The sequence below is a fragment of the Staphylococcus pseudintermedius genome (assembly GCF_034042775.1).
Taxonomy (GTDB): domain Bacteria; phylum Bacillota; class Bacilli; order Staphylococcales; family Staphylococcaceae; genus Staphylococcus; species Staphylococcus pseudintermedius.
The window spans coordinates 2,480,319-2,501,950 of the sequence record NZ_CP120150.1 but is presented as its reverse complement, the minus strand read 5'-3'; the positions used below and the strand labels follow the sequence as shown (position 1 = coordinate 2,501,950).

Annotated in this window: 22 protein-coding genes and 1 pseudogene; 2 read left to right on the top strand and 21 right to left on the bottom strand. The window is 36.5% G+C overall.

Annotation, left to right across the window (positions count from 1 at the left end):
* The first annotated feature begins 3 nt into the window (after positions 1 to 3).
* Positions 4 to 1,545, top strand: a complete 1,542-nt coding sequence (gene guaA, locus P3U61_RS11850) for a glutamine-hydrolyzing GMP synthase (protein WP_014614896.1) — start codon at positions 4 to 6, stop codon at positions 1,543 to 1,545.
* A 67-nt stretch (positions 1,546 to 1,612) separates the two neighbouring features.
* Here the strand turns inward: guaA and P3U61_RS11845 are convergent, their stop codons facing one another.
* From P3U61_RS11845 to P3U61_RS11830, 4 genes are all read right to left on the bottom strand, one after another.
* Positions 1,613 to 2,806, bottom strand: a complete 1,194-nt coding sequence (locus P3U61_RS11845) for a site-specific integrase (protein ID WP_000237798.1) — start codon at positions 2,804 to 2,806, stop codon at positions 1,613 to 1,615.
* A gap of 26 nt (positions 2,807 to 2,832) precedes the next feature.
* On the bottom strand, positions 2,833 to 3,033 hold the full coding sequence (locus P3U61_RS11840; protein ID WP_000633909.1) for a DUF3173 domain-containing protein: 201 nt from the start codon (positions 3,031 to 3,033) through the stop codon (positions 2,833 to 2,835).
* 495 nt (positions 3,034 to 3,528) lie between these two features.
* The gene (locus tag P3U61_RS11835; protein WP_000845144.1) at positions 3,529 to 3,759 is read right to left on the bottom strand and encodes a helix-turn-helix domain-containing protein; all 231 of its coding nucleotides are present in this window, start codon (positions 3,757 to 3,759) and stop codon (positions 3,529 to 3,531) included.
* The gene (locus tag P3U61_RS11830) at positions 3,756 to 4,178 is read right to left on the bottom strand and encodes an RNA polymerase sigma factor (protein WP_000804878.1); all 423 of its coding nucleotides are present in this window, start codon (positions 4,176 to 4,178) and stop codon (positions 3,756 to 3,758) included. The genes P3U61_RS11835 and P3U61_RS11830 overlap by 4 nt, the downstream gene beginning before the upstream one ends.
* 530 nt (positions 4,179 to 4,708) lie before the next feature.
* Between P3U61_RS11830 and P3U61_RS11825 the strand changes: the two genes are divergently transcribed.
* Positions 4,709 to 5,062 (top strand): helix-turn-helix domain-containing protein, encoded by a 354-nt coding sequence (locus P3U61_RS11825; protein WP_001227350.1) that lies wholly within the window; start codon positions 4,709 to 4,711, stop codon positions 5,060 to 5,062.
* Between the two features lie 57 nt (positions 5,063 to 5,119).
* On the opposite strand, the gene P3U61_RS11820 is transcribed toward P3U61_RS11825, so the two are convergent.
* From P3U61_RS11820 to P3U61_RS11735, 17 genes and pseudogenes are all read right to left on the bottom strand, one after another.
* Positions 5,120 to 5,245 (bottom strand): cysteine-rich KTR domain-containing protein, encoded by a 126-nt coding sequence (locus tag P3U61_RS11820; RefSeq protein ID WP_319020699.1) that lies wholly within the window; start codon positions 5,243 to 5,245, stop codon positions 5,120 to 5,122.
* A gap of 160 nt (positions 5,246 to 5,405) precedes the next feature.
* Positions 5,406 to 7,325, bottom strand: coding sequence for a tetracycline resistance ribosomal protection protein Tet(M) (gene tet(M) / locus P3U61_RS11815; RefSeq protein WP_000691737.1), 1,920 nt, complete (start codon positions 7,323 to 7,325; stop codon positions 5,406 to 5,408).
* Between the two features lie 15 nt (positions 7,326 to 7,340).
* A pseudogene (locus P3U61_RS12345) lies at positions 7,341 to 7,388 on the bottom strand (hypothetical protein); the annotation flags it as partial.
* Positions 7,389 to 7,701: 313 nt separating this feature from the next.
* Positions 7,702 to 8,631 (bottom strand): conjugal transfer protein, encoded by a 930-nt coding sequence (locus P3U61_RS11805; protein ID WP_000584386.1) that lies wholly within the window; start codon positions 8,629 to 8,631, stop codon positions 7,702 to 7,704.
* A 16-nt stretch (positions 8,632 to 8,647) separates the two neighbouring features.
* On the bottom strand, positions 8,648 to 9,670 hold the full coding sequence (locus P3U61_RS11800) for a bifunctional lytic transglycosylase/C40 family peptidase (RefSeq protein WP_000768372.1): 1,023 nt from the start codon (positions 9,668 to 9,670) through the stop codon (positions 8,648 to 8,650).
* Positions 9,667 to 11,694, bottom strand: a complete 2,028-nt coding sequence (locus P3U61_RS11795) for a CD3337/EF1877 family mobilome membrane protein (RefSeq protein ID WP_000192392.1) — start codon at positions 11,692 to 11,694, stop codon at positions 9,667 to 9,669. Before P3U61_RS11795 ends, P3U61_RS11800 begins: the two co-directional genes overlap by 4 nt.
* The gene (tcpF, locus tag P3U61_RS11790; RefSeq protein ID WP_000331165.1) at positions 11,691 to 14,144 is read right to left on the bottom strand and encodes a conjugal transfer ATPase TcpF; all 2,454 of its coding nucleotides are present in this window, start codon (positions 14,142 to 14,144) and stop codon (positions 11,691 to 11,693) included. The genes P3U61_RS11795 and tcpF overlap by 4 nt, the downstream gene beginning before the upstream one ends.
* A complete protein-coding gene (locus P3U61_RS11785; protein ID WP_000723887.1) occupies positions 14,128 to 14,523 on the bottom strand; it encodes a conjugal transfer protein in 396 nt (131 codons plus the stop codon). The genes tcpF and P3U61_RS11785 overlap by 17 nt, the downstream gene beginning before the upstream one ends.
* Before the next feature lie 71 nt (positions 14,524 to 14,594).
* Positions 14,595 to 15,233 (bottom strand): DUF6037 family protein, encoded by a 639-nt coding sequence (locus P3U61_RS11780; RefSeq protein ID WP_000248477.1) that lies wholly within the window; start codon positions 15,231 to 15,233, stop codon positions 14,595 to 14,597.
* Between the two features lie 55 nt (positions 15,234 to 15,288).
* Positions 15,289 to 15,789, bottom strand: a complete 501-nt coding sequence (locus P3U61_RS11775; protein WP_000425404.1) for an antirestriction protein ArdA — start codon at positions 15,787 to 15,789, stop codon at positions 15,289 to 15,291.
* Between the two features lie 60 nt (positions 15,790 to 15,849).
* Positions 15,850 to 16,611 carry an abortive infection family protein gene (locus P3U61_RS11770; RefSeq protein WP_001565981.1) on the bottom strand — a complete coding sequence of 254 codons (762 nt, stop codon included), beginning with the start codon at positions 16,609 to 16,611 and terminating at the stop codon, positions 15,850 to 15,852.
* Between the two features lie 59 nt (positions 16,612 to 16,670).
* A complete protein-coding gene (locus P3U61_RS11765; RefSeq protein ID WP_001009054.1) occupies positions 16,671 to 16,892 on the bottom strand; it encodes a hypothetical protein in 222 nt (73 codons plus the stop codon).
* Between the two features lie 283 nt (positions 16,893 to 17,175).
* Positions 17,176 to 18,360 (bottom strand): MobT family relaxase, encoded by a 1,185-nt coding sequence (gene mobT, locus P3U61_RS11755; protein WP_000426689.1) that lies wholly within the window; start codon positions 18,358 to 18,360, stop codon positions 17,176 to 17,178.
* 181 nt (positions 18,361 to 18,541) lie between these two features.
* Positions 18,542 to 19,945 carry an FtsK/SpoIIIE domain-containing protein gene (locus P3U61_RS11750; protein WP_001130244.1) on the bottom strand — a complete coding sequence of 468 codons (1,404 nt, stop codon included), beginning with the start codon at positions 19,943 to 19,945 and terminating at the stop codon, positions 18,542 to 18,544.
* 21 nt (positions 19,946 to 19,966) lie between these two features.
* Complete coding sequence (locus tag P3U61_RS11745) at positions 19,967 to 20,740, bottom strand: Mom family adenine methylcarbamoylation protein (RefSeq protein ID WP_000185761.1); 774 nt, start codon at positions 20,738 to 20,740, stop codon at positions 19,967 to 19,969.
* Positions 20,741 to 20,749: 9 nt separating this feature from the next.
* Positions 20,750 to 21,127 carry a YdcP family protein gene (locus P3U61_RS11740; protein WP_001234191.1) on the bottom strand — a complete coding sequence of 126 codons (378 nt, stop codon included), beginning with the start codon at positions 21,125 to 21,127 and terminating at the stop codon, positions 20,750 to 20,752.
* 20 nt (positions 21,128 to 21,147) lie between these two features.
* Positions 21,148 to 21,462, bottom strand: coding sequence for a YdcP family protein (locus tag P3U61_RS11735; RefSeq protein WP_000421279.1), 315 nt, complete (start codon positions 21,460 to 21,462; stop codon positions 21,148 to 21,150).
* Positions 21,463 to 21,632 lie beyond the last annotated feature (170 nt).

The following is a 21,632-nucleotide window of genomic DNA, read 5'->3' as shown; positions in this document are numbered from 1 at the left end:
AGTATGGAAATGGCAAAAGAACAAGAGCTGATTCTTGTCCTCGATTTTGGTAGTCAATACAACCAATTAATTACACGTCGTATTCGTGAAATGGGCGTATACAGCGAATTACATGACCACGAGATTTCAATTGAAGAAATTAAAAAGATGAATCCAAAAGGTATCATTTTATCAGGTGGTCCAAACTCAGTATATGAAGATGATGCGTTTACGATTGACCCTGAAATATATCATTTAGGCGTACCTGTATTAGGTATTTGTTATGGTATGCAGCTTACAACTAAAATATTAGGCGGTAGAGTGGAACGTGCGAACCAACGCGAATATGGTAAAGCGATGATCAAAGCCAAATCAGATGAACTGTTCTTCGGTTTACCAGAAGAGCAAACTGTTTGGATGAGTCATTCAGATAAAGTCATCGAAATTCCAGAAGGGTTCGAAGTGATTGCTGATAGTCCTAGTACGCAATACGCTGCCATTGAAGATAAAAAGCGTCGCATCTATGGTGTGCAATTCCACCCAGAAGTCCGTCATACTGAGTATGGTAATGACATTTTACGTAACTTCGTGCGCCGTGTTTGCGAATGTACAGGCGAATGGACAATGGAAAACTTTATCGATATCGAAATCGAAAAAATCCGAGAAAAAGTTGGCGATCGTCGCGTCCTTTGTGCAATGAGCGGTGGTGTCGATTCATCAGTCGTAGCCGTATTATTACACAAGGCAATTGGTGATCAGTTGACATGTATCTTTGTAGACCATGGTTTATTACGTAAAGGTGAAGGAGACATGGTCATGGAACAGTTTGCGGAAGGTTTCAACATGAATATCATCCGTGTGAACGCAAAAGACCGTTTTATGTCTAAACTAAAAGGCGTGTCTGATCCAGAGCAGAAACGCAAAATTATCGGTAACGAGTTTGTTTATGTATTCGATGACGAAGCCTCTAAACTCAAAGGTGTGGATTTCTTAGCACAAGGTACACTTTACACAGATGTCATTGAATCAGGTACAAAAACAGCACAAACGATCAAATCACACCATAATGTAGGTGGTTTGCCTGAAGATATGGAATTCGAATTAATCGAACCAATCAACACATTATTTAAAGATGAGGTCCGTGCATTAGGTATTGAACTTGGTATTCCAGAACATTTAGTATGGAGACAGCCTTTCCCAGGACCAGGTTTAGGTATCCGTGTCTTAGGTGAAATTACAGAAGACAAATTGGAAATTGTACGTGAATCAGATGCCATCTTACGTGAAGTGATTCGTGAAGAAGGTTTAGAACGTGAAATTTGGCAATACTTCACTGTGTTACCAGACATCCGCTCAGTAGGTGTGATGGGGGACTACCGTACGTATGATTACACAGTCGGTATCCGAGCAGTGACATCTATCGACGGTATGACAAGTGACTTTGCCCGTATCGATTGGGAAGTCTTACAAAAAATCTCAACACGTATCGTGAATGAAGTCGATCATGTAAACAGAATTGTGTATGACATCACATCAAAACCCCCAAGTACCATCGAGTGGGAGTAGTTGTAGGAGAGCCAGAAATCCTTGTTTATCAAGGGTTTCTGGCTCTTCTTATTTTTTTACTGCACTTTTATTGCACTTTTTTCATTTCTTTGTTTCGCAAGTAGTCTACAGTAAATTGATTCTTTGGTGAAGTATCATAATTTTGTTTTGCTTCTTTAAAGGAAATGGCTCCATTTAATTTGTTAGCTACCTCAAAATTACTGTTAGGATAAAGATGTCCATACGTTCCTAAAGTCGTCTCAATATCTTCATGTCCTAAACGGTCTTTAATGATGAGTGGGTTTTCTCCCATACTGATTAACAAGGAAGCATGCGAATGCCGTAAACCATGAATTCTGATTCGATGAATACTAGCCAGCTTAGCATAGCGTTCAATAGCATGTGCTAGCGTATGTTTTTGGGTAGGAATACCGTTATAGCTCATTACAAAGTCTGTCTGAATTAGATTTTGTTGTGCTTTCTTCCATTCGGATAGATAATTTAGAGTACATTCATCTAATACAATATGACGAACACTCGCCTTTGTTTTTGGTTCAACAAATCTATAATCCGATTGATTCTTGTAATAAAGTGTTTTGTTGATGGTTAGTACTCCAGAGTCAAAATCAATATCTTCCCATTGAATGGCAGTAGCTTCACCAATTCGCATTCCAGTCATAAATAAAAACCACAGAGAGATAAATAAAAAGTGTTGATAGTAATCTTCTTTATAAATTAGAGAGATTACTTTTTCAAATTCTTCTTTTGTCCAAAATTCAATTTTAGACTTTTGCTTTTTCACATTGCCAATAATCTTAGATGGATTTGTGGTGGTTATCCCAAGGACAATTGCTCGATCCATAGCAACTGAAAATAGTCCTTGAACAGCTCTCACATAAGAAGACTTACATTTCTTTGATAATTTTAGTTGCCAATTTTGCACATCAATAGGCTCAATATCGGAAACAGCCATTTTATCAAAATAAGAGAAATGTTTCTTAATAGTTGGTAAGCGATTTTCATATGTTCTGAGCTTTACCTGTGTCTTATACCATGGAAGAAAAATTTCAAAGATATAATGATTAAACGTCATTTTATCCTTATTCTCACTTAATTCTTCTGGTTTCATCAGTAGTAGTTTTGAATATTCTTCTCTTGCTTCTTTTTTAGTAGTGAATCCACTACGATATTTTTGAATTTTTTTTCCTTTAGAATCATAACCTAGATTTGCACGAAAATAATAGGTTCCATTCTTTGCTTTTTTTATTGGGTCTTTAACCATAGTTTTTACTCCTTACTGTGCAAAAACTACTCAGACCTGTTTTCATTTGAAAACCGAATTCCTAGAATTTCTTCAACAGCTTCACGAGGGACTCTATCTAACTTTCGAGATTGATAGTAGGTATGCCCTTTTGTAATCATCAATTCTTTTGCTTTTTTTATGATGTCTGCTGAAAAAGAAGTTCCATATCCTAGCTCAACTAAATCTTTTTTTGTGACCGTTATCATTATTACTCCTTTCCCATTATAGGCTAGGAAAACTCCAATATTCACCTATAATTATATCAAATATTTTTATGATAATACATTGACAAGAGAAGAATATCCCAGCAATCGAACAGCTCTAGCAAAGCTCACGGGCATTTCACCCCTGCATGATTTTCATGTAGCCGTACCCATTGTCTGCGACGCTACTAACGCTCGGACTGTGGCTATACGGGAGTATCATTATCACGATAAGAAAGTCATGGCAACAATCCTGCTAAAGATTGTTTACGAAGTTTTAACATGAATCGCTCGCTATCTTCATAGATCATGGCGTGTTAGTTCGTTGGCTCTTTTCTTATCGAAACGTATTCGATTGGCTTTATTCAATTGTCAAAGAACGTTTGGCTTGTTAGCCTATCAAAACATACTGAACATACAGTAGGCTTTGATGGAATAACAAACCTCCCAAATCGGGAAGCGTGGAACGGTTCAACACGCTTCCACGAAAAAATGAGATTATTTAATTTCGAACGCTAAAATCTTGGTGATGAGTTTTGTTTCCATTCTGCCACGTAGGGTTTCATCAATAACCATATGAGAATTGCCATATTCGTCTGTCATGCGACGCAAAGAACGTTTTGAGGTATACCCTCGATAATGTTTAACAATCTGATTAATTGCTTCCACGTCGCCATCTGTCGCCTTTACAATGAGGGGGAAGGGAACCCTTGGATAGGCTGTTTTCATTCTTTACACTCCTTCATGAATTCTTTAATCATGGCTAGTCCACTTATTCGATGACGATAAACTGTTGAACGATTTACATTTAGTAATTCTGCAATTTCCACATCACTCATATCCATAAAATAATGAAGTAAAATGATGTTCCGCTTGTTCTCTGGAAGGTGGCGTAAGGCTTCGCTTAACAAATCACTTTCAACATTGATTCTTAATCCATACAATGTGAATAGTTGAAAATCAGTGACATACGTATCAACCGTAGAAAAAGAGGTGACAAGGTAGTTATCTATTTCAGAAAATGAAACTTCTTTTTTGGACAGTCTGCTTAGATGTTTGAAATAATCTTTCCGTTCATCTTCAATGGCTTGTTTGCAGATATAGTCAAACTGATTTTCTATGGTTTCTTGAAAAGAAGATGGTTTCATGCTTTTCACCCCCTTTCTGTCGTGAAAGGGAGTGGCATGTGCTTCTTTATCTCCCTTCATACTAAGCCCCGACACGAAAGGGGGATTTGTTGCATAAATGAAGAGAAATCCTAAAAGATATTTATTAAGTGACCAAAAAAGCACATAAACAGATTGTTTTCTCTGTTCATATGCTTTGATTTTTCTATCTATGTAATCTGCAAAACCACATTGATGGTCATATCTATCCAGTACAGGTGGATAAGTTTTTTTGATAAGAACTTAATTAAGAGAACTAGATGACAGATTATCTTTCTCATGGCGACTTTTCCCTCCATTAAGTCGCCAATTTTATCTACTTTCTAGGAGTATGACTAAATTTTATAAAGTTGTATAGGTAAATAAAATCAGCGACCTTTCTATTTGAAATTGGATTCATCGCATTAATAAATTCCACAGTGTTCTATAGGAACTCATAAACTATATAACATGTTTTTCTATACCTGTTTATGGTTATATAGGAACAGTAAAATGTATAGAGGTGATTTAGTATGCGTAAAAAAGAAGATAAATACGATTTTAGAGCCGTTGGTTTAGCGATTAAAGAGGCTCGAATGAAACGGGGTCTCACTCGTGAACAAGTGGGAACAATGATTGAAATTGACCCACGTTATTTAACAAATATAGAAAACAAAGGACAACACCCAAGTACACAAGTGCTGTATGATCTTGTATCATTACTCCATGTATCTATTGATGAATTTTTCTTACCTACAGATAATTTGATTAAAAGCACTCGAAGGTTACAGGTAGAAAAATACATGGATAGCTTTACAGACAAAGAACTATCCTTAATGGAAGCACTAGCAAAAGGTATCAATGAAGCAAGAAATATTGAAGGCTAGTCAGTAAAATTCAGATAAACAAAAAGAGCCGATAAGATGAGAGTTTCATTTCTCAAATTATCGGCTCTGCGTCTTGGCGTCTGGCTCTTTGATTGTTATTATATTCATTTTTTGAACATTAATTAAAGTTTCGTTCTTACATTTGGGGCAGTATAAAGGGAAATTTTTAAGTATAGTATCCACTCGTATTCGTAGTCTTGTTTTATTTCCACAAATAGGACACAATATCCACTTGTAGTTTATAATAACAATCTCCTCCTTTCCACTTTAATTCAAATCTATATTAAAGAATATTTCATCTTATTTAATAAGAAACCATATTTATATAACAACATAAAACGCACTAAGTTATTTTATTGAACATATATCTTACTTTATCTATCCGACTATTTAGACGACGGGTCTGGCAAACAGGTTCGCCAGTGGTAACCTGATATCCTTTTAGCTCTGCTAAACAAACACTAAGCCCATTTGTAAAAAAAGTTAAATCATTGCGATAATCTTGAATACATCGAGCAGGAATTTCTCCAATAATAATGACCTCATTATTTTTCAGTTGAGTATTTACGATATTTGCACAATATTTGGGAGCATCGTTATATGCCCGTGAAAGATATTCCTGTGGTGCATAAACTTTAAAACTAAGATATGGCTCTAACAATTCTGTTCCAGCTTTTCTAAAGGCTTGCTCCAGTACAATAGGAGTAAGCATCCGAAAATCTGCTGGAGTACTAACAGGGCTATAGTATAAACCGTACTTAAAACAGATTTTACAATCCGTCACATTCCAACCATATAATCCTTGTTCGCAACCATAGCGTATCCCTTCCATAACTGCATTTTGAAATGATTGATTTAAGTATCCAAGAGAAACCGAGCTCTCATACTGCATTCCACTTCCCAACGGAAGCGGTGATACAGATAAACCAATGGAAGCCCAGAAAGGATTTGGCGGCACTTCGATGTGAATGGTATATTCTGCATTTTTTAACGGTCTCTCCATATAAATGACTGTAGGCTCTTTTAGTTCTATCTCCACATGATACTTTTCTTGCAACAGTGCACTAATCACTTCCATTTGTACTTTCCCTAAGAAAGAAAGTATAATTTCATGTGTCGTAGAATCCACGTAATATCGTAGAAGCGGATCACTATCTGAGATTTCCAAAAGGGCATCAAGCAACATTTCTCTCTGTTCAGGTTTACTCGGTTCAACAGTTGTTTGTAGTAGAGGGTGCGGATTTTCAATCTTTTTTCTCTGTGGCAATAGTTTTGTATCTCCAAGAACACTATTTAACTTCAAAAACTCATTTTGCAAAATAACAATTTCTCCAGAATAAGCTCTATCAATCTTACATAATTCACCATTTATTGAAGTATACATTTCTGTAACTTTTATTTTTTCTTTTTCTGATACTCTAACCGAATCTCGTAAATGTAGTACTCCACTATAAAGGCGTATATATGCAAGACGTTGTCTTTTTTTTGTATATTCAATTTTGAAAACATTTCCGCAAAGTTCAGACGGACCTCGATGTGTTGATGAATAAAATTTATTAGTAATAACTTCTATAAGGTTATCAATCCCTATATTACTTTTTGCACTTCCATGATAAAGAGGGAACAGAGAACAATTCTGAAATCTTATGCTTTCCTCTTGTTCGAGTTCCAATGCTTCTAATGATTTACCGGACATATATTTCTCTAAAAGGTCATCGTTTCCCTCTATTACCGTATCCCATTGTTCAGATTCGGTAAAGTTCGTCACACACATATTAGGATACAGTTCTACCTTCTGTTTGATTACAATTTCGGCAGAAAGTTTCTCTTTAATATCCTGATAAACCGTTGATAAATCAATTCCATTTTGGTCAATCTTATTGATAAAAAAGATTGTGGGAATCCCCATTTTCCTAAGTGCATGAAATAATATACGAGTTTGTGCTTGTACGCCATCTTTTGCAGAAATCAGTAGAATTGCCCCATCTAAAACTGATAATGAACGATATACTTCTGCTAAGAAATCCATATGTCCTGGCGTGTCTATGATGTTCACCTTCGTATTTTCCCACTGAAAAGAGGTTATTCCTGTCTGAATTGTAATTCCTCTCTGACGTTCTAAAAGCGTATTATCCGTCCTCGTTGTACCTTTGTCCACGCTTCCTAATTCTGTAATCGCTCCACTGTTATATAATAAGCTTTCTGTTAAGGTAGTTTTTCCTGCATCAACATGAGCTAAAACTCCAATATTAATAATTTTCATGTGATTTTCCTCCATTCAAAAACCCAAAAGGGCATAAAAATCCCAGTGATAAATACTTTTATCACTGGGATTTTTATGCATAACCATAGGTATACAAAGCATACAGATATTCTCTGGATACTTTAGAATCACATGATAAAGGTATTCTTAAACTGGGTACAAAAAACTAAGCCCTCCTAAAAAAGGACATCTAATTATTTGTTCCCGCTATCAAATTGACAGTTTATTTAAGAATACCTTGCCGCATATTTATTAACTCCTTTTAAATAGTCACTTAAATAATAGCACGTAAGAGCATATTTGTAAAGGAATCTCCAATTTTTTATCAAAAAGAGTACATGATTACAAAGTATCTGTAATCATGTACCAATATTTGTTATTTTACAATCTTCCAATTATCTTGTTTTTCTAATATCAACTCAAATTGCGAGATTTGGGTTGCCTTTGTTTCTTGATCTAAATATTTCACAGCGACATTCACGATTACTTGGTTATCTTTTCTGGTAAAGATAGGATTCACCAATTCCTCGAAAACATATTCCTTGTTAATCATAGGTAACACATGATTACTTACATAGTAAGTCAATTCTTTTTCTGTGGCGGTAGGATAGAGCTGGAAGAACGTTTCTAAAAAGCTAATGATTTCGTCCATCGTTTCTGTATCTACTGTATGGTCACTTTCTAGCTGTTTGGGTTGGTAGTCCGATTTTTGAGGTTTCTTACTCATTGTCGGATTTTTGATAATAACCATATTATCTGATTCATCTATATGGACAACCACATGAAAGCTAGACGATATAGTTTCCTTGTCTTTGTCTTCGGTAATAACTTGTTCAACAGAAAACAGTACCTCAAAGGTGTTCTCATTCACTTGAGAAACCTGCCACACCTGTATATCGTTCACACTAGAACTAGTAGGAATATCCTTACGAATCATTTCTTCATTTAATACCTGCAATTCTTCCGTCAAATAATGGGTCAATTTCTCATTTCGTTTATCAATGGCTTCTTGGGATTGTTGCCACGAAAAGTAGTCTTTCGCAAAGGATTTCACAAAACTTTCTACTTGGTTGGTATCGACAATCTGCTGTTTAATGATTTCTGTTTCACGGACAGTATGAGTGTCAATGGCAGTAAAATTTTTATAGATTCCAAATCCGACACTACCAATCAATAAAACCCATAAAACAAAGGTTAATTTCTTATGCGTGCCAACTTTAATCATCGGAACTTTTCTTTGCTTGCTCGGTTTTTTAGATTTCTTTGGTTTCTCCTTCTTTTCTTTTCGCTCGATTTTTATAATCATTTGATTCATTCCTTTCTTAGTTATGAATAACACGTCTAGCCCCAATCAGATGGTCTTGCCAATAACGACTGCTTAAGTCGCCATAACCGATTGGGTCGCCTGCATGATAAAAGCGATTTCCCTCTAAATATATCGCCACATGAGTCACATATGTGCCTGCATTATAGGTTGAATGAAAGAAGATAAGGTCGCCTGCTTGGGCTTCTTCCATAGAGATTTCTTGCGTAGCGTCATACTGATCTTGGGCGACACGAGGGAGAGAAATGCCAGCTTTGTCATACACCCATTGTATTAAGCCACTACAATCAAAAGAGGTGGTAGGCGACGCCCCTCCAAAGACATAGGGAAACCCTTCGTATTTCAAGGCTTCGTCCATAATGACTTGCACGGTTTCATCATCAAATTCTGTTGGGGAAGTGTCGGTTAGGTATTGTGAAACCAACTGAACATAAAACTGATTTCCATAGTTATATCGCCAACCACCATTCACAGGTATGGCTATGGGATTGGGATAGTCTGCTTTTTGACCACCCGACTTCTCTTTAGAAAACTGTTCGGCTAATTCATAGGTATATTTTTTCCCATGACTCCTCACATAATTTAAAAAGCCACCGCCATAATTATAAGATTGGATAACAGAATCTATATCCACTCCTTGTTGTTCTGCACTGGTTAATAATTCACTGAAATATTTAACCCCTTGTTTGATGGACTCTTCGGTACTCAAACTGTTGGGCGGTAAACCCAAAGATTCGGAACTTTGCATAACATCTTCTGCTGTACCGCCCGATTCCACTTGCATAATGGCTAAGATATAAGAAACATAGTCTTCAATCCCATATTCCTTACCATATTTTTCAATCAACGGACGGTGTGCCAACACTTCTGGTGAAACGGTCACACCGCCTTCTGGAATAGAAGAATCCTTGTTGTTTTCGCCACTGTCCGTATCATCTGCAAAGAAAATGACTAGGAATAATAAGAGAAAAAAGAAGAGAGAGAAGACCACACTACAAATCACTGTTATTTTTAGCTTCATGTTTGTTGTCCTCGCTTATCCGTTCTTTTATTTAGCTTCCTCTGATTGAATTGCTTCGGTGGTGTCTTTTGTTTTTGCTCTTTTTTCAATGGTCGCTGATGATTTTCACGTTTAGTGTTTTGTGACAAAACAGGCGTGACGGTTTGCTGACGCTTGCGAACATGCTGCTGGTTATTCTGAACAGGAGATGATGGGTTTTCTTTTCGTCTTTTTTCTTTTGCTTTATCCAGCTCCAAACGCTTTTGAGCAATGTTCTTTCGTTTTTGCTCCTGCTGGTTCATACGCTGTTGTTTGCGTTGAGCTTTGGTATCTGCCATAGATTGTTTAAAGTCTGTTACATTATGAGTGACATTCTCTTTTCCTTGATGAAGGGCATATTTGACATGGGTTGGTGTCGCCTGTATCTGTTGTTTTGCCTGCTTTCTTTTATTGACTAGACGATTTTTCGTGTCCAATACATGGGCTGTCTTTTCACCTAATCGTTGCCCGATACCGCCTTGTTGCTTTTTCACATTGGAAAGTGCTGTTTCTTTCTTTGGTGTAGTCCGTTCATTTTGACGAGTATGGTTAGCTTTATTGGTTTGATTCTGCTTTGTTGTCATTGTCTTTTGCTTCGTTGACCCTGCTTTTCCACGAAAAATCTTACTCATACTGCGTTGAAATCTTCTGGTTTGTCGATTCATCATTTGACGAGGTCTGCGAAACACTTGTCTGCCCATGTTTTGAGAGTCGTTGCTTTGTAAAGAGAATAGGCTCATTAAATCGCCCAGTTTAAAATAAATCCCTGCAAAGGTCACAATTTGTAAAAACATAATCATGAAAAAGGGAGAACTTGCTGACAGCGAATAAAGCATAGTGGAAATACTAAAGGCAACGGTAATAATCAAGGTAATACCAGCCCTTGTCATAATCACATTAAATAACTTGGTAATGGCATGCCTGCCCATGCCATCAAAACTCGGCAACATACTTAATAGGAAACTGATTGGCAAAAACATAGCGAAAATAATAAATAGCACTTGCGAAAAAATCATGATTCCTGTTAGAAGGAAAACAAAAATCGAGATACCAATATTGAATACAAACAAAAAGAAGACTGTTCCTAATCTGGAAATCGTCTTCGGTAGGGTTAAATAGGTATTGTCATGATCTTCAATTTCTTCAATCACTACATTTTCTCTATCTTCACCATTGTTTGTATCTGGACTGGTAGACAATAAACTTTCCACACGTTCTTCCCCTAACGCTTCTACATCAGTGGAGCCATATTGAAGCAATAGCCATGGTTGCTTTACTTGAACAGAGAATAAGCTGTCACGTATCATGTCCACACTGTCTTTCCCTTGACTATCCGTGTTAGGAAGAACAATTTTTGTCCCAATATTCAGACTGGCGGTACTGACATCTTTGGAAAAATCATTGATTTTCGCAATATAATCGGGTGCATACGCAATAAAGGAAGCCGATAGAATAAACACCACGACAAAGTTTAAAACAGCTCGTATCACTTTCGTCGTTTCTCGCTTAACCAATCCTGTATAGGCAACATAGATTCCAACAATGAGAATAAAAAGAAGGAGGAAACCGACATAAAAACCCGAACTGGAAAAGCCATTCGGTGTAATCCCTGCAATGGTCTGCATGTTTTCGCCAATTGCTTGGGATGTTTGACTAATGAAATCTAAGGCATAGGCTTCTTTCACCAAATAACCTGTGGCGTTCGATAGATAAAGAGAAATTGTCCAAATAAAATTAGTAATGGCATACAATCCATACATCACCGATTGTCCTATGCCATCACTCCAATTCCATGGAAGCCAGCCCCAGCTATTGTCCACATAATAATCAAGCTGATATTGATTCAAACCATACTTGGAGTATTCATTGCTTGTATCAATGGTTTCATCAACTAAGCCTGTCGCTTGTACTGCATTGCCCAGCGTGCCTAATAAAAGTAAAATAACGCCCACACAAAGGAGCGTTATCCAACTATAGTGAAGAAATTTCTTTTGTTTTTGTGTCATTCTTCCACCTCATTTCGCACAGGCGGTCTGGTATCAAAGGCATGAAGCAACTCTTCAAAAATCGGGTGAAACTGCATAACCCCTACACGACCATAGATGTCTGAAACTAAACATTGTCCATTTTCTAATTCACGTAAGCGTTTCTGATTGTTTTCATCTTCCTTGTCCACACCAAAAAATTCTAAGGTCTTTTTGATTTCCACTAGGTCAGTGGAACGAAAGGCAAATTTCAAGCCAATATTATTCTTCATCTTTTCATCTAGTAAATCGTCCGCGTTTTGAGTAACGAAATAGACCCCTGCATTCATGGCACGTCCTGCTCGAACCAATCGCATAGATAGAGCTTTTCCTTGTGCCACTTGTAAAAAACTCCAAGCCTCATCAAGGTCAACAATTTTAAAAATGGAACGGTCAGAGTGGATAAAGTCTAAAGCAAAGGTACTAATGACAATCAGCATTGCCACACTTAATAATTCCATGGTAGTGTATTCTTCAAAAGAGCTATTGGAATCGGGTAAGACCAAATCTGCCACTTGAATAATATTGAGTTGTTTTTCCAAGCTAATGGATTGGGTGACACTGCCATCACTGAATAACAGATGGGCAAAATCATAATCGACAAAGCTTTCGATATGGTCAGCAATACTATTGCTGATGGGCGTATCTTCTTTTCGCAATTCATCAATCACCAATAACAACCCTCGTTGTTTGCTTTGAGTTACACTCCGAATAGCTTTACGCAGGACAGGAAACTTCTCGCTATCTCGGCTGGAAATACCTGTTAAGAACGTGAGAATATCAATGGCAAGGCTTTCTGAATCTTTCGGGAGTTTTAAAATCACATAAGGGTCAAGTAACCCTTTATTGTCGTTCTCACTCGTGAGATTAACAATATTGATTTCATGGGCAATATCAGGTAAGGTTTCTTTCCATTCACCACGTTCAGCTTTTGGGTCAACAATGGTTGCCTGTCCGCCAAAGAGTACTGAATAATAGACCAGCATATTGTTAGAGAATGATTTTCCGCCACCTAATGAACCAATAAAAGCGGACGCTAATGCATTTGTTACAGAGCCTTTAATTCCTTGACTTGCAAGGCTAGGTTGGAGATAAATATTTCTGCCTGTATCGAGATTGTAACCGACGTAAATACCAGAATTTTCACCAATCATTTGTGTAGCACCGAAACCAAGACCAGCCAAAAAATCCGACGTGACATATTGAATATAGTCATTGATATATCGCTTGCTTGAGGGAATAAATTCATTATGCAAGCCTAGCATATCGCCAAAAGGTCGTACTAATTTGATAGACAGATCATCATAAAAATCTTTTACTTCATCACAACGTTGTTTCAGCTCGTCCAAATTCTTTGCCGATACCCGTACCACATAGCTTAGTTTGTACATAGATTCTTTGGTTTGGTCTAAATTACTTTCTAATTCATCGACAGATTCTAAAGCGTCCACCACATTAGTACTGGTTTCGTTGTCGCTTTCCCATGCGTGGCTATCTAAATCTTTCAGTTCTTTCTTTTTATTGCGAACGGTAGATAAGGCTTTTTTATTGGCGACAATTTCAACATTCATACTGGTATCAACGGGGAAAGTAAACTGCTGTTGCTGGTAATAAAAAATTTCACTATTAGGGAAATCCAATTCACCAACAATACTATTAATTGTAAAATACGCCACATAAGTAGTGGTATCTTCCTGTTCAATCCGTAAATAGCGTTGATTTTCTTCGATTAAACAGCGAGTGGGTTTGAGAATATCGTATTTCTTTACCAACACTTTTTTATCTTCGTATCTTTTCGGTAAATGGTAGTCGTAGTCATCAAAAGGGACACCTGTTTGCCCGTAAAGATGTTCAATAATATAACCAAAATCATCTTTCTCCAATTTACGAATCTGAAAGCGTCTGGATAATTTACTTTCTAACAACTGTTCCATCTTAGAAAAGCGTTCGATTTCCGCCATAGGCATAGAAACAAAATCGCCCATTAATTTGTGATTCACACCATGAAAGAATTCCGCAAATGCTTTTTGAATTTCTTTCCCAACATTTTTTACGGATACTTCCTGTTCATTGAGGTAGAGTTTAAAACCAATAAAAAAGCGATAGTCTACTTGATTGTCACCAATCATAGAAATTAACGCTTCGGTCTGTTCATCTATTTTTTCGTAAGCTATCTCTTTTAATCGTCCAGTGATTTCTTTTTTCGATTGTTCCTGTGTGGCTCGAATACTTGATTCGGTTGCTAGTTGCAGAGCATGAATCTTGCCATCACGATTTTGGGCAATCAATTGACAGAAATTATCATGAACTTGAATTTTTTCATCGGAACTTAAAAAACTGTAATTATAGGGAATTAATTCATAATAAGCGAATACTTCGCCATCATGATTAAATACGAGATTATCTTCCATATATTTAATCGGATATGCCATCTAGTTGTTCACTCCTTACAATCGTAATCGATTCATTCATTGTTTCTTTTTTTAATCGTATTTGTTTGCCAGCGTAGGTTACTTTAGGGCGTAGAGCATAGGTAATGATAGACTTTAGAAATCCATAGGGTTTCTTTCCGTCAAAGGTCTTTTGGCACATGAACCCAGTGAGAACAATGGGAATCCCTAAGTATTTGAGTAGTGCTCCGTCAATCAGAGAAAGTGGTGGTAAACTGCCAAAGAGTATGACGACAAACAAAGAAACGATAAACCATGTCATTTGCGTAAAGGTAATTGGGAAAGGGAGTTGTAAATCATTAATCGCATAAATCACTTTTTCTACTGACCAAATACTGGTGTAACTTCTTATTTTTTTCATGTCTTCACGTCCTTTCCGTAAAAATAGAAAAAGAACAATCAAAATAGGTGATTGCTCTTTCAATGCTTTAACTATTCAATTTTATTTTTTGTCCATTTTGCAATAATACCTTCATCAGTTTCTTCATCATCTGGATTCATTGAATATCTGAAACTTAAATTGGTATCTGACCCTAATCGTTCATATAAGCTGGGTCTATACAATCTCGTTTTATTGTCATTAAAAGGACTTCGTTTTCCCAGCTCACCATTTCCCTTTAAAGGATTTCTTCTAACTGAAAAACAATATTTTTTTCTGGGATCTTCTGAATCACTTTGACTTAATGAGAAACACATGGCTTCTTTTTGGTCTTCATTTTTCTTCTCACTAACTTCTGTCGGAATAAATCGAGCAAGAGTTTGGCTAAATTGAAATAAAACATCTCCCAAGTTACTACTGTATTCGATACCAAAATATTCTCTTATTGTTTTCGTGTCTGTATATAATTTTACCGAATTAGCATAGACAGCTAGCATATCTGAAAAATCGTTTTCCTTTAAAAATTCTAGTTTTAACAGAGCATATTCTGGAACTTTTTCCTCTTTTTCAAATAGCTTAACAAGTACAATATAATTTTGCTGTTTGTAACGAAAGTAAAAGGAATCTATCACCCAGCCTTTATCTTTCATGTCTAGTTTTAATAGTTTAAGATTTTCAAATACATTTACCATAATTTATACCTCTCCGTGCTATTTATTAATTTAATTATAACACGGATTGTTAAACTTACTGACAATATTCAAATACCCCATGAGAGGTAACTAGGTAATTACCCTCTATTTCCATATCACGTCCCAAAGATTGGTAGTCAATATAATTTTGTAAATTGGAAGGGACTTCACCAAGCTGTCCTGTTTCTTCCACGTAATAACGGGCGACATCTTCCATCGAATCACAATCACTATAACAATGAATATCCTCTTTGTTTTCCAGTAATTCTTCCAAGCTACTAAACCACATGCCTTGAATTTCTTTGAGTTCATTATAAATAGGTGTACCTTCGATTTCTTGAATGGCTTCACATAGACGGTTGATTTCACTAATCGGCGTGTATTCGTCCACATCAAAAGGAAGCTCAAAATCATGTATTGCATATTCTTCGTAGTCCTCATTTAAACCGATTCTTTCTGCCATTTCTTCCTCATCAATTGGTGGAGTAAACCATGCTCCGACTAATTCACCTTCATTATACCGTCCTAAATTTGCCACATAGACTTTCATTTCCAATTCTTATCACATCCTTTTTATAAAAATAGTCATAAAAAAAGTAGCAATCAGTTAATGACGCTACTTATCAAGGTATCCGCTAATATAATCTGTAACTGTACTTGAAATACCTATTATTAGTTTTGCTTCTCTCTTTCCAATAATATTTGTATTAGGGTGTGCAAGTGAATGCCTATTTCTTGCTTCATTAAGAGAGCTAATCATTCCATTTGATGACCTTATCGTTGTCTTCACTATATCAGCAAGTTCAGTAGGTTGAATTTCTTTTTCAATTAATTGTTGTATCCTACTATATAATTTAGATAGATTTTCGTCTCTAGGAACTGTAATTTCATATTTTTTTAGTATTTCAATTAAATATCCATGAAAAGCAGTGTGAACTCTGTCAAAGGCACGTTGATATTCACCATTACTCATAAAAGACTCAGCGTCTTCAATAGCTTGTGAAACCACATCACTAATTTTCAACTGACTAAAGTTAATTACTTCGTAATTCTCTGGAAGTGGTACTAAAATAGTATCCACTAATACATTATCACCTTGTTTATCATATATGGAGCTTGCTGTCTGGGTAATCAAATCTTTATGACTTTCAAAAAAGTCTAAATCATCAAAAGGAACTCTTATTTTAAGATATGTGCAAAGCGTATTCCAGCCCTTTTTATATCCTTTATAATAAGTAAAATCGTCAGTCTCATCTAAAGTTACCTCTGATATTTTCATTTTAGAAACAATCTCGTTACCTCCTTCATAATAATTTGAAGAGCTCTTTCTTTCTAATGTTTTAATTAAAAGAGATTTAAATTGATCATTTGTAAACATATTCATAAATCCTTTCATAACAAAATATATACTTCCTATTTTATCATGAAAAATATCTGTTAAGCACCAATGATTCGGTTAAATAAGTTTAATAACACATCTTTCACGCCAGCTGCATTGAACACAAGTCCGACGGCGATTAGAGCAATAATCAAGAAGCCAATGAGTTTTGAAAATTCTCGTTTAAAACCTAAAAACAGTCCAATGACAACAATCGCTAACAATACCAATGACTGTGCATTATCCAAGAACCAGTTGTACAAATTCTGCCCAAAATTCATGTGATTGTCCTCCTTTCCTTAAGATATTTTTCTCGATAATAGATATAGCTTTTTACACGCCTTAATAATTGAAAAGGGGTTAAATGCTCTCCATAGACGGTTACTCGATTGGTATAATTATTATAAAATCTCACCTTGTAAAAATCATAGGTATAGATGGTATCACCAGCTTGCCGTTTTCCCTCAATAATGAGAGACGTATATTTCCCTGTATTTTGTATATACGCTTGAAACTCAATGCCACACTGAAACCCTAACTTCTTTAATTCTTTTGTTAAAAGGCTCATGTAATCAAATCCTCCATGGCTAGATGTTGTTGTTCAATTAATTTCTCATGTTTTTCTGTCAGTTTGGCTTCCTGAATCATGGTGGAGATAATGGTTGTACCGTTGAGAACATCTAAAATGCTTGCGATTTTTAATGTAGGGGCGACTTGATGATGTAACCAGTTCAATGTTCGTTCAAAAGAATAAGGCTCTGGCTGTGTGGTTAGGCGTAATGCTCCACGATTTTTACCGATAAACCATTCCCAACGTTCATTAGTTTTCCAATCACTCCGACGTTTAGTGTCGTCTTTATCTGCAAAGCGGATATAGCGATTGATAATTTCAAAGGCTGTTTTTTCCGCCTGTTGATGTGCCAATAAATCTTTCATGGCTTGGGTGGCTCGGTCATTTTTTAACCGAATTTCAAACCGATTCTTTACTTCTGCGTCTTCTAAGGGAACATCATTTTTCACGTATTGCTCATAATCTTTCTCATATATACAGAAATAGACTTCACTTTTTAATGAGCCAATATAAAGTGTGTTTCCCATGTATGGTTTTTCATCACGGTGAACCAATTCACCACTGCGATAATTTTTAAAGCTTCGAAAGACGGAAATGCATTCTTCCTGTTTACATTTCTTTGCCAAATCTGGAATATTCAAAATCCCTGTTTTATCGTTGATAGCTAAATCCAAGCGTTTGAAAATACCTTTATGTTCCATGCAATCTTGAAAGAAATCATACCAGCTCCGATGTTGAGCCAATAGAAAGTTTTCAAATTGCCGACAGCCTTTTCCTTTCAGTTCTAATAAAACACCTTTACTTACATCATGAGAGACTAGGACAACAATATCACCGAAACGATAGTGTTCGGGATAAGAATAATAGCCAAAGTCTTCGTGTAGCATATAATCCATATTCAAACGTAAAACCTCACCGATAATTTGAGCCACATCATTGGTAGGGAATCGAATCCGTACATAGTCGAATAACATCTCCAATGGGTTATCGGGATTGAAGCGTTCCAAAGCGTTCAGTAAATCTTCTTTCACCTGTTGAGTAGGGACTGCCTTGCCTGTTTCAATATCCGATAGGTAAGGTCTGGTAATATGAGAAGCAACCGCCAGTTTATTTTGAGAAACGCCATAAGCCAGTCGCTTTTCTTTCAATTCCTTAATCCAAATTTTTTCGTTTTCCATTCGCAAACCTCCAATCTAAAAAAGATGTAAACTATGACCCTTGAGTTTACACCTTTCATATTTTCCGCAATCCTTTGTACCATCAACATTGGTTGATGAGAATTGCCTGTTTTCAGTTGTATTTGTGCCCCCCTGTTAGATAGAGGGGGCTAAAGGATTGGCGTGGCTAACGCCACACCAATCAAAGCAAGTCTGAACCTGTACCTTTCACTTCGTGCGGTACAGGCTCAGATTGCTTTTTTTGAATGACTTTTCCTATTTCTCCTAAGAAATCGTACCTTTTTGGTACAAGGGGTGTATAAAACTCACTAATCACACTTTTTCCTGTATCCACGTAACCTCTTCCCTTGATGGGTTTTAAGAAAAATTGTTTTTGTGTATCGCTTCCGAACATCATACCAAAGCCCATTTCAGACATACGACCCAAAGCCACACGGAAGTTAAAGTTGTCCCGAATCCCATCACTAAAATATTTTGCGTCTGGACGTTGACAGGCAAGAATTAAAAAGAAGCCTGCTTGTCGTCCTAACATTACAATTTGTTTGAGTTTATGAATAACGGTGGTACTTTCACGACCTAGCATATCCATCATTGCCACATATTCATCAAAAATAAGAAAATTGGCAGACAAACCAAGATAAGCATAATTTTCTCCTGTTTTATAGTTAGGGTGTTGTTTCATGGTTTCACTGCGATCAATCATATCTTCGTAAAATTGATTGATACATGCCAACATATCTTCTTTACGGTAATAGACATTATTCATGACCGCCCCTAAGTCTGCCAAATCAGCATTTTTAGGGTCAAGAATATAAAGCTTTGCATTTGTATGCAGGAGAGATTCAATCAATGTGAGAATAAAATAGGATTTTCCACTACCAGTGCCCCCAGCAATTAACATGTGAGGGAGAGAATCGAACTCCCAATAGACCGATTCCATCAATTTGACACGTCCATCTTGAGCTACCACGTCTTCAATGCCAATTCGATTGCCAATAGTATCATAAAGTAGGACATACTCTACATAAGAATCTTTCAACGTTTTTTCCACTAATTCACAATACAATCCTGTTTCTAGTTTGTTTTCTAGGTGCAAAAGCTGATCTTGATATTTCCCTAAGGTGATTTCTACATGAATATGGATTAGTCCATCTTTCATTCGATAATATATTTTAGGAAAATGGCGGATTCGTTGTTTGGTTTTCTTGCTGGGTAAATCTTTAAAGAATCCCTCTGATTGAGTTTCTTCGGCTTCATACCAATGATTTTCTAAAATCATACGAGCTAACTTTTGACGGTGCTCTAACTGTTTTATAGAATCTATACGATAGTGATAATAAAGCCAGCTGATAAGTCCGCATACAAAAAGAGCAGTGAGAATACTGCTCCAAAAGTATGGCGTATGAAGTTGATAGAAAAATGTATCTAACTGAACTGCTTGCCAGTTCACCGATTGTAACGCTCTCCAATGAAAAGGGAGTAGGACGACTAGAAAAACTACCAGCAATGAAATTAGTACAAAATGATAGACCAAGTGCTTATCGTTGGCTTTGATTCGCTCTCCTCTGTCATGAAGCAATGGCATAAAAATCCTCCTTTCCACCTATCAAAATAATTGTGTATTGTAGATACGAGCCTGTTTATCAAAAGTTGGTTGAGAAATGGCTTCATATTTCTGATAAGCGATTCGCTTTTCAAAGCGTAAATTTTTTTCTTTCGGATAATAATGACGTCGATAGAGAGTGTGTCCTAACAGTTTTTTCGCTTCTTTTGTCAACGGATAGAGATAGCGAAACATGCGTCCATTGATTTTCTCAATCCCTTTGTATTCGCAAAATGCCTGGGAAAGCCAATGCTTTTTCTCTACCTGTTCAAAGCGAGCATTTTCCTCTAATAAAAGGCGAGCACTTCGAGGGTGTATCTTTTCCCATGACTGCTTATCACGATAGACACTTGTCTTGAAATACCCGCAGTAAAAGAAGTTGGACGCTTGATAGACATAGCCACATTTTCCCTCAATTCCATCTGCCAGTGTATATAAAAAATGACAGTCCGTATGTTCTTTCAACCACTTAATTAGAGCTGAAAGAGCTTGACTGCCAAAATAATTGGTTTGATTCATTTCTGGAAGAAAACACATCTTTCCAATTTCTAAATAATCTGTGGTTTGAAGGGAACTGTCGGGAAAGAGTTTGCGTATGGTTTGTAGGGGTTGCGTACCCCAGCCTAATTCCACAACGCCTAATAATTTTTCTTCTGAAAAAATCCCTAGAAAGTATTTACACAATCTAGGGAGTATCTTTGAATAATGGTATTGCCGAATAAAAGAAATGGCTTCATCCTTCGGAATTTCTTTCAAAATCAATGGTGTGTTTGTCATAAGCAACACCTATTTTTCACTTTCGGACGCTTCTTTTTTATATTTCTGATGAGGTTTTGTCTGTCCTTTTAATACAAGATCGTCTGCTTTCACGTACCAATCAACGTCTGCCCCTCGAAAAGTAGCCGTCGCTACGGTATCTGCCACAGGATTGATTAATTCCACTTCTGCGTTGTAGTCAAATTCTTTCAAAGGAACAGAAGCGGGGATACTGACTTGTATCATGCGTCCTTGTCCTTTTGATTTTAAGTCATAGGTACGTTCTTTAATTTCTTCGGAAACCGTACCATCTTCATTCTGGATACGAACCTCACGACGCAAGGCGGAAAATTTCAATGTGCCAAATGTCTGGTCTTTTTCAATCACAATACCTTCTGCTAATCTCATATTTTTTCACCTTTCCTTTCTTATGCTTTCACCATGTCGTCTGCGTGCATAATGTAATTGGTAAATCCTCGATTGCCAATTTTATAACCTTCTGCGGTAATATGTGGGTTGATGAGTTTGACTTTTTCGTCGGATTCAAAATGTTTCTCGCCAGCTTCGGAGGGAAGAATGACAACAATATCATCTGCTCGTTGAATCGTTGAGTATAAATTGTAACTACGAGAGAGAATGGTTGGTCTGCCATTTATTCGACGTTGTTCAATGTTCCCTTCACCAGCATATTCTAATTGTCCAAATGTTTTTTCCATATTGGGAATGACATATTTAAGTTCCATATTTTTACCTATCCTTTCTGTTTTTATGTTTGAATGAATCTTATTTGTGTGATGGTTTTAAAGGGGGGAGAGCGACCTTTTGATTCTTGATTTTTTATTTTCATAAGTTCACTTCCTTTCAAAATTGGGTAAAAAAATAGACGCTCCGTACTGAGCGTCCGATTCCTACT

Bases quoted from the DNA above. Each gene is read 5' to 3' on its own strand.
- P3U61_RS11805 (WP_000584386.1), bottom strand. From the start codon at position 8,631: ATGATTATAAAAATCGAGCGAAAAGAAAAGAAGGAGAAACCAAAGAAA.
- P3U61_RS11785 (WP_000723887.1), bottom strand. From the start codon at position 14,523: ATGAAAAAAATAAGAAGTTACACCAGTATTTGGTCAGTAGAAAAAGTG.
- mobT (WP_000426689.1), bottom strand. From the start codon at position 18,360: ATGGAAAACGAAAAAATTTGGATTAAGGAATTGAAAGAAAAGCGACTG.
- P3U61_RS11845 (WP_000237798.1), bottom strand. From the start codon at position 2,806: ATGGTTAAAGACCCAATAAAAAAAGCAAAGAATGGAACCTATTATTTT.
- P3U61_RS11765 (WP_001009054.1), bottom strand. From the start codon at position 16,892: ATGAATTTTGGGCAGAATTTGTACAACTGGTTCTTGGATAATGCACAG.
- P3U61_RS11735 (WP_000421279.1), bottom strand. From the start codon at position 21,462: ATGGAACTTAAATATGTCATTCCCAATATGGAAAAAACATTTGGACAA.
- P3U61_RS11750 (WP_001130244.1), bottom strand. From the start codon at position 19,945: ATGCCATTGCTTCATGACAGAGGAGAGCGAATCAAAGCCAACGATAAG.
- P3U61_RS11835 (WP_000845144.1), bottom strand. From the start codon at position 3,759: ATGAAAACAGCCTATCCAAGGGTTCCCTTCCCCCTCATTGTAAAGGCG.
- P3U61_RS11825 (WP_001227350.1), top strand. From the start codon at position 4,709: ATGCGTAAAAAAGAAGATAAATACGATTTTAGAGCCGTTGGTTTAGCG.
- P3U61_RS11740 (WP_001234191.1), bottom strand. From the start codon at position 21,127: ATGAGATTAGCAGAAGGTATTGTGATTGAAAAAGACCAGACATTTGGC.
- guaA (WP_014614896.1), top strand. From the start codon at position 4: ATGGAAATGGCAAAAGAACAAGAGCTGATTCTTGTCCTCGATTTTGGT.
- tcpF (WP_000331165.1), bottom strand. From the start codon at position 14,144: ATGGCATATCCGATTAAATATATGGAAGATAATCTCGTATTTAATCAT.
- P3U61_RS11795 (WP_000192392.1), bottom strand. From the start codon at position 11,694: ATGACACAAAAACAAAAGAAATTTCTTCACTATAGTTGGATAACGCTC.
- P3U61_RS11800 (WP_000768372.1), bottom strand. From the start codon at position 9,670: ATGAAGCTAAAAATAACAGTGATTTGTAGTGTGGTCTTCTCTCTCTTC.
- P3U61_RS11745 (WP_000185761.1), bottom strand. From the start codon at position 20,740: ATGACAAACACACCATTGATTTTGAAAGAAATTCCGAAGGATGAAGCC.
- P3U61_RS11840 (WP_000633909.1), bottom strand. From the start codon at position 3,033: ATGATAACGGTCACAAAAAAAGATTTAGTTGAGCTAGGATATGGAACT.
- P3U61_RS11770 (WP_001565981.1), bottom strand. From the start codon at position 16,611: ATGTTTACAAATGATCAATTTAAATCTCTTTTAATTAAAACATTAGAA.
- P3U61_RS11780 (WP_000248477.1), bottom strand. From the start codon at position 15,233: ATGGTAAATGTATTTGAAAATCTTAAACTATTAAAACTAGACATGAAA.
- P3U61_RS11830 (WP_000804878.1), bottom strand. From the start codon at position 4,178: ATGAAACCATCTTCTTTTCAAGAAACCATAGAAAATCAGTTTGACTAT.